Here is a 17837-nt window from a genome sequence, read left to right as displayed (position 1 = left end):
TAATGCTGAAAACTACGCTGATTTTGCTGCGAGATGCTGCTCCTGTTGTTGTTCAAGTTGACGGACGAGGGGTAGAACTTTTTCTCCAAAATATTCAACCTCCTCAATGAAATGAAGAAATCCAGAAAGCACCAGATCAACGCCCACATTTTTTAGGGCCACAATGCGTTCCGCAATTTGCTGTGGTGTACCGATCAGATTGGTTTTAAAGCCATCGTTATATTGCACCAAATCATCAAAGGTCGATTTTGCCCAATTGCCCTCACGCTCAGGGGCTGCTGCACCTGCTTCACGAGTCGCATCACCGAAGGCATTCACCGCTTCGACATTGGCTTGAGCTATGATTTCATTCAGTACTGCTTTGGCTTCTTCCTCAGTATCACGGGCAATGATAAAGGCATTAACCCCAATCTTGACTTGTCTGTTGGCTAACTTTGCTTTGCTGCGGACATCATCAACCTGCTTCTTGATTTCTTCAACGCTATTGCCGTTGGTAAAATACCAGTCTGATACACGCGCGGCCATATCACGTGCTGCACGAGAACTGCCGCCTTGAAACACTTCGATATAAGGTTTTTGCAAAGGTTTCGGTTTAAGCGTGTAATTCTGGAATTGGTAATATTTGCCATCAAAGCTGTAATTGTCAGTTGTCCAGATGCCTTTGAGGGTACGAATAAATTCTTCCGAGCGAACATAACGTTCATCATGCTCAGGCCAAGGTTCGCCAATCGCATCAAATTCGCCACGGAACCAGCCGCTGACGACATTAATCGCAATACGCCCTTGGGTGAGGTAGTCAATAGTGGCCAGCTGTTTAGCCGCGAGTACAGGCTTCCAAGGGCCGGGCAGGATCGCTGCAATTACTTTGAGTTTTTCAGTCTTTGCTAATAAAGCATGACTAAAACTGACCGATTCATGTTGGTTTTCTGCGCCATAGCCAGCGGTAAAACGAATTTGGGTGAGGGCATATTCAAAGCCACTTCGTTCCGCTGCTTGTGCTAAGCGCACATTATAGTCATAGCTCCAGTCAGTACGTTGTTCAATGTTGCTTACAACGAGACCGCCACTCACATTGGGAACCCAGTAGGCAAATTTAATTGCGGATGCTGTTGTTGTCATCGTTGTATCCTCCATAACAGATATGGTTTATGCCACGTGAGTGAGATTCTTGGTTGACTTGGGGTGTAGGCGTGATTCAGCTGCATCCAGATTCGGTACTGCCGCAGATGGTAAGACTTCTGCTTGTTCAATCTGTTTGTTGATGCCGAGATTCTGATTGGCTTGCTCAGTTTTGGCTTTGATGGCCGCTGCACGTTGGCCTTTGGCTGGTGCCCATTCTAAAATTGGTAAGGCACGTGCCACAGCGAGAGTGACGCGATCAGACAATTGTTCGCTTTTTACCGTATATTCAGGCGTAAAGTCACGATCAGTAGCATAGACCCCAATCGGTAAGGTTTGTGCTTGGAAAAAGCTAAATAAAGGGCGTAATTGATGTTCTAGCACCAGGGCATGACGGTCACTGCCACCTGAAGCGGCGAGTAACACAGGTACATCAACCAAAGCGGTCTGCTCAACAAAGTCGAAGAAATGCTTAAATAAACCTGTAAACGAAGCACGATAAACAGGGGTACCCACAATCAATGCATCTGCGGCTTCAACTGCTGCCAAATCATCTTGTACGCGTTGAGGTAGTTGATTACGATAAATGGCGCCACCCAATAAAGGTCCAATTTCACTGAGCTTGACGAAATGTACTTTAATATTAATTGCTTCCGAAAGCTCATCCAGAATCGCCTGAACTAAGCTTTCTGTTTTTGATGGGCTATTTAAACCACCAGATACTGCAACAATATTAAGCGGAGTTGAGAGGGTATTGTGATTGGACATAATAACGGCCTAAAAGATCATTTCGAATTGCTATTTATTTATCTACACCGCATGCCAAGCTGTAAAATAAGGAAATGCTGCAAGCTTATCTTTTTTAAAGATATGTCGATAAATCACAATAAATATCAAATTTTAGGTCGTTAATTTTCTGTTTCTATTCAAGATTTTTGAATCTGTTTTATGCAAAGATGATTTTAATCAAGTTATATCAATATTTGATTTATTTTGCGGGAAAAGGAAATAAATCGTACCTTGTGCTTGACCTAGCCTTGAATTGAAAATAGGCTTAAGCGGATTGAATTTAAATAAACATCGTACAGTGACGTACTTGCAGATAGCTTAAGCGCTTATGAATATTTTAATTGTAGACGACCATCCTTTATTTAGACATGCTTTGATTCAAGCGGTTCGTTATAGTTTGCCTCAGGCGCAGATCCAAGAGACTGCAGATGTAGATGAATTCTATGCACGTTTAGAACACGGTGCAGAACCTGATTTGGTCCTTCTGGATCTAAATCTACCCGGTGCTTCTGGTTTCTCTGCATTGGTATACGTGCGAGCACAGTATCCAGCGATTCCGATTATTGTGGTTTCAGCACACGAAGAGGTGTCGATTATTCAGCGTGCGATTGCGCATGGTGCAATGGGCTATATTCCAAAATCCTCTCATCCAAGCCATATTGGGGAAGCGATTAAGCATGTTTTGGAAGGTGAGATTTGGTTACCACCGAACTTACCGACTCATGCAGGCTTTGATCCGCGTGCAGCAGATGAAACCGCTTTAGCTGAACGTTTACAATCACTCACGCCACAGCAGTTCCGTGTGTTGATGATGGTGGCAGAAGGTTTGTTGAATAAACAAATTGCTTATGAATTAGAAGTTTCAGAAGCCACAATCAAAGCACATGTCACCGCAATTTTCCGTAAGTTGGGCGTACAAAACCGTACCCAAGCGGTATTGGCAATTAGTGCTTTAAATATTGAAGATAAGAAGATGTAAATTTTAAAGCTGAGGAATTGGATTTCTTAGTTCGTTAATATCGGAAAACAAAAAACCAGTTCATCAGAACTGGTTTTTTGTTATGAATGAGATGTTCTATGGAGAACTCAAATCCAATATTAGAAACGGAACTTCGCGTTTAAGCCAACAGTTTGCGTATCAGTGCTTTCATGTTTCGCATTTGCGTTAACATAAGTTGCGCCTACAGCAATTGCTGGAGTGATGAAGTAGTTTACGTTCGCACCCCAAGCAGAATTGATTGCAGAGAAGTTGTCTTCATTTGCTGGGTTAGAGCTGAAGTTTGCTTCAGCATAAGAAGCACCAACGCTTAACTTAGGAGTTACATATACGTCAGTTTTCAATTCGTATGCTTGGAAGTCACCGTAAACAAGACCAGCTTCAAAACCTACAGCCATGTTTGTACCATCGATGTTACCTACGTATTTAGTACGCGCAGTGATCGCATCTTGGTCTTCACCAATAACTAATGGTTGAGCTACTGATTTAGCAATACCATTTGAAAGAACGCTGTTTGCGTCTAAAGCAAATTGGTCAGCGATGTTAGTATAACCAACAGCAACTAAGAAGTTAGGAGTAAGCATAGTACCGACTTCTAATGCGAAACGGTCACCATTGTCTTTTTCGCCTTCAGACTTAGTTTGTGAGTGGCTGTATGCAGCACTTGTATACACAGGTAAGTAAGGAGTTGGAAGGTAAGCTTCACCTTTTGCACCGAAAGAGTTGTTCTTCACAGTTGCAACTTCGTCACCGCTTAATTCTGCAAAGCTATAAGCTACAGAAACATTAGATGCTTGGTTTAAGAATGCAGCTTCAGCTAAAGGGCCTTTAGAAGCATCTACATTTTTGAAGTAGTAAGTACCTTGAGCCGCACCAGTGAAGTCTTTGTCATTGTTGCTTTTTGCGTCGATGAATTCAGACTGACCTTGAACTTCGAATTGGTATGCATGAGCACCGGTCATGGCTAAAACTAAAGCAGTGGCTAAACCGAGTTTTTTCATAATGATTTCCAGCTTTAAAACAAGAAAGAGTAAAGTTGGAGCCATTGTATTGTAACAAAGTATGAAGTCAATGTAATAAATTTGAGCTTCCGATAAATGAACAAATACCGATCAGGCGGTGTACAATAAATGAACAATTAAGAAAAACGCTGTCAACCTTTTATAAAGTATATATCTAACAAATAGATAAGTTTATTTTTTAACAAGATAAGTGATGCCATAATAATGTCATCCGTAAATATTTCAATTGGTTTATTCAATCATTGTGATCGGTTTTTTCATTTAAATCATTCTTGTTATTGTCATAATTTTGACGATAAAAGTGTGTATTGAAATATTGTTCTACTGTTTTTATGCGACCTACTTTGCATAATTTCATATTATTGACTGCGCGTTAATATAAACCAAAAGCATCGAATAAATCTGATTTTTAATGAACAATCAACAAAATCGATTATAACGATAAACCCGATCTATTTAATCAACTTTACTTTGTGAGAGCTAATTCACATAATACAAAGCAAGGGATATCTAATTTGCATTTAAATATCTCATAACATTTTCTTTTGAGTTTTTTGATGTTTTTACATCATCGTTTTACTAGCTCGGCTTTCCCCAAGGCTGAGCTTTTTTTTGTCTGTTTTTTTACAAAGTATTGATGAAAATAACACTACAGAACAACGGAGACAAAACACTTATAGTGACAGATTATTCTACTTTTCCAGCTTTATGATGATGTCGAAAAAATTAAAATGTCTGGCCTTTTTTACAGCCATCTTTTTTGCAATTCCCATGACTGCTTGTCAAAGTTTTAGCCAACAAAAGCAACAGCTCTCGACACAAAAAAATGAGCAGCAGCAGATCTCAAGTTTATTCCAGAGTGCCCAAACCAGTGGTGTTTTGGTGATTTATGATGGTAAGAAAATTCAAAGCTATGGCAATGATCTTGATCGTGCAGAACAGCGCTATATTCCTGCCTCAACCTTTAAAATGTTAAACGCCTTGATCGGAATACAGCATCATAAGACCACACCAGATGAAATGTTTAAATGGGATGGCAAAAAGCGAGCATTTAGCAGTTGGGAAAAAGATTTAACCTTAGCTGAGGCGATGCAGGCATCGGCGGTACCTGTCTATCAAGAATTGGCAAGACGTATTGGTCTGGAACTGATGACTCGGGAAGTTAAGCGAGTGGGCTATGGCAATAAAAATATAGGAACTCAAGTCGATAACTTTTGGTTAGTAGGCCCATTAAAAATTACGCCTGTAGAGGAAGTACGCTTTGCCTACGCATTAGCGAAGCAGAAGCTGCCATTTGATCAGTCAACTCAGCAACAAGTAAAAGGCATGTTATTGATTGATGAGGTTCAAGGCACCAAGATCTACGCTAAAAGTGGTTGGGGGATGGACGTTAGCCCACAAGTGGGATGGTGGACAGGTTGGATAGAGCAAGCAAATGGCAAGATCACCGCATTTTCATTAAATATGGAAATGAGTCGACCAGAGCATGCGGAGGCACGGAAGGCGATTGTTTATCAAGCTTTGCAGCAGCTAGATTTATTGGCGAATTAGATTCTTTCTAAAGTCTCAAAAAAAGACCCAGCTTTAGGGAAAGCTGGGCTGAGAAAGGATGTTTAACTTGGGGGAGAAAACATCCTAGAGGGTTACTGGTATAAATTCTGGAATCTTTCTATGCTTGAATTATGTTCTGTGGAACGTAATTTGTGAAATTGATAATTTATATACTTGGGATAGTTTTTTTCGATTTTTAAATGCATTCAAGCGTGGAAAATCAAGCGCATAACCCAAGTGAAATATGATTGATTTTATTTAAAGTAGAAGTTTAGTGGCAAAACGTTTAGATCACTTGGTATGTGTACTAGAGACTTCAACCGTTTTGCCCATATGAGTGCATTAAATTTCGTGATTACCATTCGTAGCGTAAGCGAAATAAATGCATGTCAGGCGTATGGTTGCTGTCTTGGGTATACAGGCGCTCGTAGTCAAAGCCAATACCATGATTGAAACGGATTGCCACGCCAATGCCATGATCGCGTCGAGAGAAATCGTAGCCGCTCCGATATTTTAAATAATTTCCCATCAGATAAGGTTGGATGTATTGCATGCCATGATGGTCAAGATTGACATGATAGCCTGCATAATATTCAAGTCCATAAGCCTCCGTGTCTAACAGGTTTTCAACTGATTGGGTGGAGGCCTGATTGAATGCATCAAAGTTCGGCAATAGATTTTTATACCAGCCAACACCGCTACTGAGCATCCATGTTCCATCAAAATAGAATAGGGCAGTCGCAAGCATGTCTTGAGAGAGCTTAGATGTTGCATGATCAGATTGCAGCTGAGCTTTGTTGTGTTTCCATGAAATCGCCCAGTTTAAGTTTTTATTTAAGTGAATATCGACAGCGGCTTCTTGCCCCGCTTTGCGTTGATAACGGAGCGGATTCAGACTAGTGTTATCTTCAAATAAATAAGCCGCATAAAAATCAATATTTTCCGTTTTTTTCTCATATCTTAAAGTTTTACTGGCCGCTTGAGTCCCATCGAAATAAGCAAAAGGGCTCCATGTTTGTGGTTGCGCCAAGGTACTGTAGTCCCAAAGATCGGTTTTACTCCCGACCACATCGTAATACAGACTATAAATTTTTCCATATTTTAAAGTGCCATAGCGATGGCTCGAGATTCCCGCATAGGCTTGTTCTGTGGTCAGACGCTCATCATTGTTTTGATAATGCCCATCCCAATCTAAAATTTTGGCTGGATTAATAAAATTCTGATAACCCGTAATCAAATGCAGATCATCATTGATTTTATAGTCGGTATTGAGATAAATCCTGCTGGTTGAGCTATAGCCATTGCGACGATATTTCTGTGCTGCATTGGATGGCTGATACTGATCGAAATTCAGGGCTTGCAATCTGAGACTACCAGCACTGGTCAGTTTAAAGTTGTCCTGCGCAGTGAAAATCTGATCCTGATTGATCAATTCAATCTGTGCAAATGCCGAAGAGCAGAGTGCAAAACTCAGGGCAATAAAAACCCGATGGTATTGAAGTTTGAACTTAACCATTTTTAAATACGTCCATGTATAGATTTAAGTGTGAGTGGTTAATCTCCGATGAAAATATTCATCTAAGATGTTGTAATGATGTGTGTTATCCAGTAACTGGAAGGAGACAAAGTCTGGGTCGATGGCTTTCCTTCGATGAAAATACGACTGACTTTGCCCGATCAACTCATCGAGCTCTTCAGCACCACAGAAGATGGCATAGGGCTTTTGAACAGCGACCTCGATCAGGAGGGGACTATATTGTCGAATCTCCTGTTCCGAGAGATTCAATGCTGTATTTAAATGGGTCTGTTGAATGGGCGTGAGATCATAAATACCACTCAATAAAACGGCTTCACTCACAGCAGGATGGGTGAGCATTAATGCAGATAAATGAGCTCCTGCAGAATGCCCAACCAGCATGATGTCTTGAGTGCTCCATGCTTGTTGTTGGATAAAATCAAGCGCTTGTTGGATTTGCTTGACGATTTCGCCCATGCTGCGTTGCGGGGCCAAGTCATATTCAAGCAAGACACACTGCATATTGTTGGCAACAACATCCGTGGCGATAAAGGCAAAATCGGATTTATTACACCATTGCCAATAGCCGCCATGTACAAACACGACGGTTTTGCGCGCCTGTGCTAAAGGAAAGAGATCTAAGCAGGATCGAGCCGTTTTGGCATAGGCAATATCCTGAATACAGGAGTGTTGCTGATAGCTCAACCGACTACGTTGTTGAAAGTCCATCAGAATATCCTGCTCATTTGCAACCGTTCGAGAATTATCATAAAGCTTCATGGCGTGTTTACTCGGAAGCTTCGGTGTTTGTTCTTAAATCGAGCTTTGCCGAGCTGCGTTTTAGCATATAAAAAACGATTAACAGCACAATAAAAGGAATGCCAAACTGTAGCGTAGATTTAAATTCGGCAGTAAACCAGGTGGTGAGGGTAATGCTCAGAATACTGAATAAACCAAACAGTGAAATGAACTGACTTGCTGGGATTCTGTATTTTAATCCAATACCATTTTTCGCAATATGCCGTCTAAAACAGATATGGGTCACAAAGATGCTGCCCCAAGTAAACAATGCACCGAACATGGATAAGGCAATCATGATGGGGAAAGCCGATTCAGGATTGATGGTATACACCACGCTGGCAACAGCAATCCCCATGGCGGATAAAAACAGCGCATTGATGGGCACGCCATTGGGACGGATTTTACCGAAGATTTGAGGTGCATCGCCTGCCCGTGACAAGCTAAATAGCATTCGGGTTGAAATATACAGCATGCTATTCATGGCAGAGAGGGCGGCAACAATCACGATGAAATTGAGAATACTATCTGCATATGGAATCCCGACAATTTTCATCACAGTCACAAAGGGGCTGCTGGCATCTTTGCCAATCAGTTCTGTCCATGGAACCAGTGCCACGATTAAAGACAGGGACAGTAAATAGAATAAAATTAGACGCAGTGCGGTACTTTTAAAGGCGTATTTAACCGCTTTTTCTGGGTTCGATGCTTCACCTGCAGCGACGGCAATCATTTCAATACTTAAATAGCTAAAAATTGAAATAATCACCCCAATCCAGACGCCACTGAATCCATTGGGAAAGAAGCCACCGTGTCCAGTCAGATTATTCACAACATGGTGACTTTGCTGCGTGTTTTGAGTCAGAATACCGATTGCCAACAGAATAAACACGATAATGGCAAAGATTTTAATGGTGGAGAACCAGTATTCCACCAGTCCAAATGCCTTGACGCTATAAGCATTCACTGCAAGCAATGTACCTGAAAAAAACACGATCCAGATCCATGCGGGCAGATCGGGAAACCACATTTTCATATAGTCTGCGACGGCGGTGATCTCAGTACCAACCGCCAGTACGATACAGGCCCAATAACTGTAGCGCACCAAGAAACCCGCCAAGGGACTGATATAATGTTCAGCATAGGCCCCAAATGAGCCTGAAGTTGGGTGTTGCACTGTCATTTCGGCGAGACAAGCCATTAGTGCAAAGGCAATCAGCCCGCCAATGGCATAACTCAAAATGACAGCAGGGCCAGCAAAGCTAATCGCAAATTTGCTCCCCATAAACAGCCCTGTTCCAATCGCACCACCAATTGCAATCATTGCCATCTGCTTGGCGGATAATTTTTTATGTAGTCCTGCTTCACGTGCTTGAATCTTATCAAAATTATTCATCGGCCTCTCCTAGCCATCAGCTCAATCCGAAAGTGACGACTTAGGTCACTTCACCCCGTACTAGGTAGCTTTCATTGTTCCATTCTTGATGCTGCATGATGGCTTTGAGATGTTGCACCGCATGCCAAATATCTTCAAATCCCAGATAGAGTGGGGTAATACCAAAGCGTAAGACTTCAGGTTCACGATAGTCTCCGATCACACCACGAGCGATCAGTGCCTGAATAATTTCATAGCCATGTGGGTGTTGATAGCTGACATGGCTGCCGCGATATTGATGCGCTTTCGGGGTGATCAGCTCGAAACCATACTCAGCACATTCCTGATCAACCAACGCAATAAATAGGTCGGTTAATTTAAGCGATTTCTCGCGAATTTTCTGCATGTTGGCTTGCAGGAAAATATCTACCCCACATTCGATCAGACTCATGGAAATAATCGGCTGAGTACCGCACAGATAACGGCGAATATTGTTGGCTGGCTGATAATGTTGAGCCATGGCGAAGGGCTTTTGATGTCCCCACCAGCCAGAAAGTGGTTGCCAGAACTGATCCCGATGTTTGGGATTGACCCAGAGCAGCGCAGGCGAGCCAGGACCACCGTTGAGATATTTATAGGTACAGCCAATGGCAAAATCACTGTCCGTTTGATTGAGATCCATCGGTACAGCGCCAACAGAGTGGCATAAATCCCAGATGATTAAGGCATTACTGGCATGGATTTGCTGATTAATCGCGGTCATATCATAGAAATAACCAGTGCGATAATTGACATGAGAAAGCACCACAACAGCGACATCAGTCGTTAAAATTTCGCTTAAACCTGCGGGGCCCTCAATCAATTCGACCTGATAGCCTTGATTGATCAAGTCAATGAAGCCTTCGATAATATAGATATCGGTGGGGAAAGCGTCTTTTTCCGCGACAATGATTTTACGATGTGGATACTTCTCGGCCTGAATTTTGACTGCAGCGGATAACACTTTAAATAAATTTAAGGTGGTCGAATCAGAAATCACGGTTTCGCCAGCATTGGCCCCGATCAGTTGTCCGACTTTATCGCCTAAACGGGTCGGTAAGCCCCACCAATCTGCTTTATTCCAACTGTTAATGAGATCTTCACCCCATTCTTGTTGAATAATATGTTGCGCATAATTTAAAGATTTCTTCGGTCTTGCACCTAAAGAGTTACCATCTAGATAAATGACATTGTTAGGCAAGGCAAATTCATTTTTAAATGTGCCGAGCTCGTCTTGTTTATCCCAATAAAGGCATTGTTCTTGTGTCACCATATTGAATTACATCCCTATATTTATTTAATTCCACTGTTAAATTTTATCACTGCAATTTTTGTTTTTTATCCGATAAAACCAGTAGATAAAGTTGAAAATTAGGATATGATTTCAATAATATTTAAATTATTAGAATAATTTCCGAATATGAATATTGATGCGATTGATCTTAAAATTCTAAATTTCTTGCAGAACGATGCACGCCTGAGTAATCAGGAATTGGCCGATCTGGTGAATCTTTCACCCTCAGCCTGTCATCGACGGGTCAAGCTTTTGGAAAGCAATGGCATTATTGAGAAGTACCAAGCTAGGCTCAATTATGAAAAACTAGGCATTAAAATTGAGGCCATAGTTGAAATAAAATTGATTCAACTCACTGAAACTGATCATAATTTTTTCTTAAAGCAGATTGAGGACTTTGAAGAAGTCGTGAATGCCTATGTGATTACAGGCGAATCGAATTATGTGCTGCATGTGGCGACCAAAGACCTGAATGCGTTTTCACAATTCATTATTAATAAATTGAATAAGATTAAAGGCATTATGAGTATTAATTCTAAGATCATTTTAGATAAGGTCATTCAGAAAAAACTGCTTTGATTTCCGATTTTCTATTGAACCTTGGTCTAGATTTAAAATATTTATTTTAATGATATAAAATACTTAGATTAATTTAATTAAATAAAAATCATTCTCATAATCAATTTTGAAAAGTAATTGCGGGACTGAAATAACGATTGAATAAAGTCAGTCGCGATTAATGTAACCAAAAACCTCGGTTTAAGCGTGGTAGTGGGTTTTATAATTCAGGTAAAATTAAGTTCTGTTTAAAAATCAATTGAGATCGTTTTTGAAAAGTACAAGGTGTATGAATGGGGCGTGAATTAAAAAGCTCGAAATTACGTTCTGAGCAGATTAGTCGTCGTCTCTTTTTCTGCATGATAGTCATTATCTTTTCGATTTTTTATCTCTCCATCCCTTTAATTATTAATAGTTATCAAGAATATATAAAATCAGAACAAACACTCAATGAAATTACCTGCCTTCGTACATTAGTTAAAACAGCCAATAAAATTTCCAGAGAACGGGCACCTTCCAATAAAGTGATGTCGAGCGAACCGAATGTGTTATTGGAAAACCAAAAAGAATTATTCGAGTATCGCAAGATTGTTGATGCAGAAATTGATAACAGCATTGAAGTCTTAAAACAAAACGGGTTTAGGCTGATTGCTTATGAACTGGAAACTGATTTAAAAGTTAAATTGGCTGCAGCACGCGCCATTGTTGATGCCTATGCCAGCACGCCACATGCTGAGCGAACATCGAAGCAATATGATCATGCGATTTTATCCATGTTTAGTGTCTGGGATGAAAGCCGTGAGTTCTTAACGTGGTTATTGGTTCGTTCCAATAGCAAAAACAGCAAGATGTCGAATTATTTCACCTCAATTTTGGTACTCACCGATATGCGTGATCAGGCTGGTAGAGTTGCATCTAATGTTATGGCACCGGTGACATTTGGGGAAAAAATTTCGGATGAAAATCGAGCACGCTCATTACAGACACAACATCAAGCGATCTATCTGTGGGAATTAATTGATACGATCCAGCCTGAACAGTCGAAGACGCTTGAATATGTAGACTTATATCGTCGTGTTAAAACGGAGTTTTTGGATAAAGGATTACCGATTATTGCGCGCTTATTGGATGAAAGTAAAAATAATAAAGCCTACTTTCTGTCTGGGACACAATTGACAGAACGAATGGTGGGGAAATTTACGCCAGTCATGGACTTGCAAAACTATATTCTGGATTACAGCATTCGAGTTGCAGTGAATGAAAATAAATTCGCAAAGCGGCAATTCATTTTTACTTTAATTATTTCTAGCCTGTCTTTATTGATTGCAATTTTCACCATGATTTATGCCAAGCGCAAGGTGTTCAGTCCTCTGATCCATGCCCGTGATATGATTTTGCGTTTATCAGAAACCTCGGATGAACTTCCTTCAGGTAAAAATAATAAGGAAGAATTTGTCTCGCTGTTTGAAGCGATTGATAAACTAAATGGGATGTTAAAGCAACGCGATACCATGGAGTTGCAACTCAAGCAGATTGCAAATTCAGATGCGTTAACAGGCGTGGCAAACCGTTTGGCTTTGGATGAGTATATTCAGGCTCTTGAATCCAAGCCCGAGGGGTTGTCTCAGACTTGTGTGATTGCGATTGATATTGATAATTTTAAGTTTGTAAATGATCAATATGGGCATATTGTTGGTGATCAGGTGATTAGCATGATTGCTGATCAGCTCAAGTATAACGTTCGTGGATCTGATTTAATCGTACGTTATGGTGGTGATGAGTTCTTGGTGGTCATTGAAAACATTCAGATGACGGCTGCAAAAGTTGTGGCAGAGAGTATTCGTTCGGCTATTTTAAAGGAAAGGATTGTGATCCCGAATGTAGCTGAGTCGATTCATGTTTCGGTCAGTATTGGTGTTGCGATTGGGGCAAATAGCTGGTTAGAGTTGTTAGAAAAAGCGGACCAGTCGTTGCTCAAAGCGAAGGCGAAAGGGAAGAATATTGTGGAGACTTGATTCACACAATTATTTAATTATTATAAAGTTCTATAATTAGAATGTTGTTTTGCTATGAATATTTTAGAACAGGAAAAAAGATTAAAGGATTTACTAGAATATAATATTAGAAATGAGGAGGTCGGAACTGCGATTGTAATTACTGGACCTTGGGGTGTCGGGAAGACGTTCTTTTGGAAGAGATTTATAGACGGATGCAATTTTAAAAAGAAGTACGTCTATGTTTCTCTATTTGGTCTTGAGTCTCTGAGTGATTTAAAAACGCACATCTATAGCAATATTGAAAATAATCATTCAAATTTAGAGATTCCTCGATGGATTAGGGGCTTGCCATCTATTTTAAAGGACACACGAGTTTCACAGTTTGGTTTAAGTGCTTCTACTAAGATTTTTGATAGTCTAATGTTCAATCAGGTCAAAGATGCCATTATCTGCTTTGATGATTTTGAAAGAATGTCAAAGAAGCTAGATATCAAAGATGTCATGGGTTTAGCCAATTACTTAAAATTAGAAAAAAATTGTCAGATCATTTTAATTTTGGATGAAGATAAAGCTGAAGGAGACAATAAGAAAAATTATGCTCAGTACAAGGAAAAGTTAATTGATGAAACGATTATTATCAATTCTGTTGAGCCTTTGATTAGAGAAAATGCTAAACATCTTGAGATTGAGGAAGCACTTGTAGAACTTATGATCGAGTTTGCTGAGACATTAGAGATCCATAATTTCCGCTTTTTCCAAAAGGTGTTTAAGCTGTATCAGCAATTTAGAACAGAATTGAGTACTGATATAGCGCTGTCGACCAAAGAAATTATTTTAATAAGAGTTCTTCAAGGTTACTTGATTCATGACTTTGCAAATTTTGAATATGATTGGAATGATTGCCAGTACTATTCTGATAAGGATCGAGAACATTGGAGTGAAATAAAACAACAGAAATATGAAGCATTGAAGAAGATTAGCTATAGCTTTACTCAAGATGATTTATGGTTTTATGAATTTAAAAAATGGTTTGAACAAAAAGATAGTGTAAATTTCCAAAAGCTCAAAGAACTAGCTACATCTGAGTTGATATCAGAGGAACAAAATCAACTTAGAATGGAAATAAGGCAGCTTATGCTCCAGTGGAGAAATATTGAGATAGATAAGAATTTTTGTGAGCGACTACATTCTTTTGCTATCAAAAGGATTGGTTTTGATAGTTTAGAAAATTTAGATTTTTGCAGAATTCTATTAAATAAGTTTGGTAGAGCTGATCTATCAAAGGATTTGAAAATTAATATAAAACTTTGGATAGATGCAAGCGTGAAGGATAAAGGAAAATCGTTTTCTGAAGAAGTATTTGATTTTGGCTATAAGGAAAGAAATATATTTCATCGCTACATAAGAATTTTAGTTAAACATAATCCGTTGGCAGGTTTACCTAGTCTTATAGAAATAGTGAAGCGATATATTATTCATGATGTCTATAATAGGGAAACCAGCCCCCTTGTTTTAGAACAAGCTAATAAGGAAGATTGGCATAAACTACTCTTTGAGGTTTTTAATGAGGACGCAGATTTTAAAGAAATTGATAGGTTAGAATTTATTAAAAAAATAATTAGACAACCAATGAAGCCTGAGTTAAATCCAAAAATAAGACAAGAAATTTTAGAAATATTACAGGAAAAAGCAGAGGAATCAGAACTAATCAAACTGAATGTGGACTATTTAATTACAAGACTAGATGATTAAAAAAGGGCTCATTAGAGCCCATCTTATCACTTCAACAAAGGTTTTAAGAACTTCGCTGTATGTGAAATTTTAGATTTCACCACTTGCTCAGGAGTTCCTTCGGCAATGATTTGACCACCACCCGAACCACCTTCAGGGCCTAAATCAATGACCCAGTCAGCGGTCTTGATCACATCCAGATTATGCTCAATCACCACGATAGTATTGCCCTTATTGCGTAGCTCGTACAAAATGTCGAGTAACTTGGCAATATCATGGAAATGTAGACCTGTAGTCGGTTCATCCAAGATATATAAGGTTCGACCAGTATCACGTTTTGCTAACTCACGTGCCAGCTTCACCCGTTGAGCTTCACCCCCTGAAAGGGTTGTCGCTGCTTGGCCTAAACGGATATAGCCAAGCCCGACTTGGGTCAACGTATCTAAACGACGATGAATCACAGGAATAGCACTAAAGAACTCAGCGGCATCTTCCACGGTCATTTCCAAGACATCAGAAATATTTTTGCCTTTATAACCGACTTCTAAGGTTTCACGGTTATAACGCTTACCATGGCAGGCATCGCATGGCACATACATATCAGGTAGGAAGTGCATCGCGACCTTGATCATGCCATCGCCTTCACAGGCTTCACAACGTCCACCTTTCACGTTAAACGAGAAACGACCTGCGCTATAACCACGTGCTTTGGCTTCTGGTGTTTGTGCAAATAACTCACGAATTGGTGTGAATAAACCCGTATAAGTGGCAGGGTTTGAACGTGGGGTACGACCAATAGGACTCTGGTCAATATCGACCACTTTATCCAAATGCTGTAAGCCATCAATTGAATCAAATTTTTCCGCAGTCAGCGTGGTTGCACCATTCAGTTGAGTCGCAGCCAAAGGTAATAAGGTACGGTTAATCAGCGTTGATTTACCTGAACCTGAAACCCCTGTGACACAGGTCATGATGCCCAATGGGATAGTCAAATCCACATTCTGTAAGTTATGTCCGCTTGCGCCAGACAACTTGATGACTTCGTCTGGACGTGGCGATTGAGTACGCTGTTTTGGCACTTCAATCTTCAATTTACCTGACAGATATTGACCTGTGAGTGAGTCAGGATGATTGGCCAACTCATCATAAGTACCTTCAGCAATCACCGCACCGCCATGAATACCCGCACCTGGTCCGATATCAATAATATGGTCAGCCGCACGAATCGCATCTTCATCATGCTCAACCACAAGCACGGTATTGCCCAGATCACGTAGCCGAATTAGGGTTTGTAGCAGGCGATCATTATCACGTTGATGCAGGCCAATTGAAGGTTCATCCAGTACATACATTACGCCCATCAAGCCTGCACCGATTTGTGAGGCCAGACGGATACGTTGTGCTTCACCCCCTGAAAGGGTTTCAGCCGAACGTGCCAAGCTGAGATAGTTCAGACCAACACTGACCAAGAAGTGTAAACGCTCACGAATCTCTTTAAAGATTTTATCCGCGATTTCACCTTTAGCTCCTTCCAGATTCAGATCTTGATAATAGTTTTCCGCATCACCAATCGACATTTTGGTGATCTGTGCAATGGTCTTGTCTTTGACCCGCACATGACGAGAAATTTCATTGAGACGTGAACCACCACAAGCATCACATGCTGCATTCGACAGATATTGTGCCAAATCATCACGCACATAATTCGATTCAGTTTCGCGGTAGCGACGTTCTAAATGCGGCAAAATCCCTTCAAAGGCTTGCACACGGCTGTGTTTACGACCGCGTTCATCAATATAACTGAGGTCAATTTTCTCTTTGCCTGAGCCTTGTAAGAATTTTTTCTGGGTGTCTTTATCTAATGTATTCCACGGTTGATCGAGGTCAATATTGAAATGATCAGCCACTTTTTGCAGCATGGTGTAGTAATACGGGCGCTGTCTGTCCCAGCCGCGAATAGCCCCTTGGCTGATTGAAACTTCAGGATTTGGAATCAGTTTATCAGCACTGAAATGGCTACGCGTTCCTAAACCATCGCAGACAGGGCAAGCACCGAAGGGGTTGTTGAATGAGAACAGACGTGGTTCAAGTTCAGCCACGGCACGATCGCACTCAGGGCAAGAATGTTTTGCTGAGAAGACACGTTCAGGATGCTCGCCGTTCATCCACGATAAAACCGCAATATCACCACCTAGACGCAGTGCCGTTTCAAACGATTCTGCAATACGGTTCCCCAGATCATCACGCACTTTAAAACGATCGACGACGACTTCAATGGTATGTTTTTTCTTTTTGTCCAGTTCAGGCGGGGTATCAATATCAATGATTTCACCATCGACACGGGCACGTACAAAACCTTGACCTTGCAGCTGTTCAAACAGTTGGGTGTATTCACCTTTACGCTCACGTACCACAGGAGCGAGCAACATCAGGGCGGTGCCTTCTTCAAGGCTTTTTACTGCATCAACCATTTCTGAAATGGTTTGTGCCACCATCGGCAGATCATGTTCAGGGCAGTAAGGTGTACCGACACGGGCATAGAGCAAACGCAAATAGTCGTAAATTTCAGTAATGGTACCGACGGTTGAGCGTGGGTTGTGGCTGGTTGACTTTTGCTCAATCGCAATCGCCGGGGAGAGACCTTCAATCGAATCGACTTCTGGTTTTTCCATTTGTGACAGGAATTGACGGGCATAGGCCGAAAGTGATTCGACATAGCGACGTTGACCTTCAGCATACAAGGTATCAAAGGCCAAGGATGATTTACCAGAGCCAGAAAGTCCCGTAATCACCACAAACTTGTCACGTGGAATATCGAGTGACACATTTTTTAAATTATGGGTACGTGCGCCTCGAATACGGATATGACTTTGACTCATAAATACATCTCAATAAGCTGAATATGAAAACGTGTATATGATAGCGATTTAAAATCGTTCAAGTGGTATAAAAATAATTAAAACGACAAATTGTGACGGTTAATGAACTGGTTCACATTTATCGCACGCTAAGCGCCTAGTATTTTTAGCATTCAATGCCTCAGATTACCAT

Annotated in this window: 13 protein-coding genes; 5 read left to right on the top strand and 8 right to left on the bottom strand. The window is 40.7% G+C overall.

Annotated elements, in window-relative coordinates; translation table 11 throughout:
* Positions 1–12: 12 nt before the first annotated feature.
* Complete coding sequence (gene sfnG / locus F902_RS04995; RefSeq protein WP_005201563.1) at positions 13–1119, bottom strand: dimethylsulfone monooxygenase SfnG; 1107 nt, start codon at positions 1117–1119, stop codon at positions 13–15.
* Positions 1120–1146: 27 nt separating this feature from the next.
* Positions 1147–1887, bottom strand: a complete 741-nt coding sequence (gene msuE / locus F902_RS04990) for an FMN reductase (RefSeq protein WP_005185815.1) — start codon at positions 1885–1887, stop codon at positions 1147–1149.
* Between the two features lie 349 nt (positions 1888–2236).
* Between msuE and F902_RS04985 the strand changes: the two genes are divergently transcribed.
* Positions 2237–2887, top strand: a complete 651-nt coding sequence (locus F902_RS04985) for a response regulator (RefSeq protein ID WP_004657203.1) — start codon at positions 2237–2239, stop codon at positions 2885–2887.
* Positions 2888–3006: 119 nt separating this feature from the next.
* Here F902_RS04985 and omp33-36 read toward each other — a convergent pair whose 3' ends face one another.
* A complete protein-coding gene (gene omp33-36, locus F902_RS04980) occupies positions 3007–3906 on the bottom strand; it encodes a porin Omp33-36 (RefSeq protein ID WP_005201560.1) in 900 nt (299 codons plus the stop codon).
* Between the two features lie 729 nt (positions 3907–4635).
* Here omp33-36 and F902_RS04975 point away from each other — a divergent pair.
* A complete protein-coding gene (locus F902_RS04975) occupies positions 4636–5478 on the top strand; it encodes an OXA-286 family carbapenem-hydrolyzing class D beta-lactamase OXA-288 (RefSeq protein ID WP_005201559.1) in 843 nt (280 codons plus the stop codon).
* A 355-nt stretch (positions 5479–5833) separates the two neighbouring features.
* Here the strand turns inward: F902_RS04975 and F902_RS04970 are convergent, their stop codons facing one another.
* From F902_RS04970 to kynU, 4 genes are read right to left on the bottom strand one after another with little or no spacing between them, the layout of a single operon-like run.
* Positions 5834–6994 carry a porin gene (locus F902_RS04970; RefSeq protein WP_005201557.1) on the bottom strand — a complete coding sequence of 387 codons (1161 nt, stop codon included), beginning with the start codon at positions 6992–6994 and terminating at the stop codon, positions 5834–5836.
* Between the two features lie 24 nt (positions 6995–7018).
* Positions 7019–7774, bottom strand: coding sequence for an alpha/beta hydrolase (locus tag F902_RS04965; protein WP_005201555.1), 756 nt, complete (start codon positions 7772–7774; stop codon positions 7019–7021).
* Positions 7775–7781: 7 nt separating this feature from the next.
* Positions 7782–9188 (bottom strand): amino acid permease, encoded by a 1407-nt coding sequence (locus F902_RS04960; RefSeq protein ID WP_005201554.1) that lies wholly within the window; start codon positions 9186–9188, stop codon positions 7782–7784.
* Between the two features lie 40 nt (positions 9189–9228).
* On the bottom strand, positions 9229–10479 hold the full coding sequence (kynU, locus tag F902_RS04955) for a kynureninase (RefSeq protein ID WP_005201552.1): 1251 nt from the start codon (positions 10477–10479) through the stop codon (positions 9229–9231).
* Between the two features lie 147 nt (positions 10480–10626).
* Between kynU and gigD the strand changes: the two genes are divergently transcribed.
* The 3 genes from gigD to F902_RS04940 all read left to right on the top strand — a co-directional run bounded on the left by gigD (position 10627) and on the right by F902_RS04940 (position 14807).
* Complete coding sequence (gene gigD, locus F902_RS04950; protein WP_004803678.1) at positions 10627–11079, top strand: Lrp/AsnC family transcriptional regulator GigD; 453 nt, start codon at positions 10627–10629, stop codon at positions 11077–11079.
* 272 nt (positions 11080–11351) lie between these two features.
* Positions 11352–13073, top strand: a complete 1722-nt coding sequence (locus F902_RS04945) for a GGDEF domain-containing protein (protein WP_005201550.1) — start codon at positions 11352–11354, stop codon at positions 13071–13073.
* A 54-nt stretch (positions 13074–13127) separates the two neighbouring features.
* The gene (locus tag F902_RS04940) at positions 13128–14807 is read left to right on the top strand and encodes a P-loop NTPase fold protein (protein WP_005201549.1); all 1680 of its coding nucleotides are present in this window, start codon (positions 13128–13130) and stop codon (positions 14805–14807) included.
* Between the two features lie 26 nt (positions 14808–14833).
* Here F902_RS04940 and uvrA read toward each other — a convergent pair whose 3' ends face one another.
* A complete protein-coding gene (gene uvrA / locus F902_RS04935; RefSeq protein WP_005201547.1) occupies positions 14834–17665 on the bottom strand; it encodes an excinuclease ABC subunit UvrA in 2832 nt (943 codons plus the stop codon).
* Positions 17666–17837 lie beyond the last annotated feature (172 nt).

Source organism: Acinetobacter higginsii, assembly GCF_000369525.1.
GTDB classification, from domain to species: Bacteria; Pseudomonadota; Gammaproteobacteria; order Pseudomonadales; family Moraxellaceae; genus Acinetobacter; species Acinetobacter higginsii.
The sequence above is the reverse complement of the archived record's forward strand: the minus strand, read 5'-3'. Positions and strand labels throughout refer to the sequence as shown.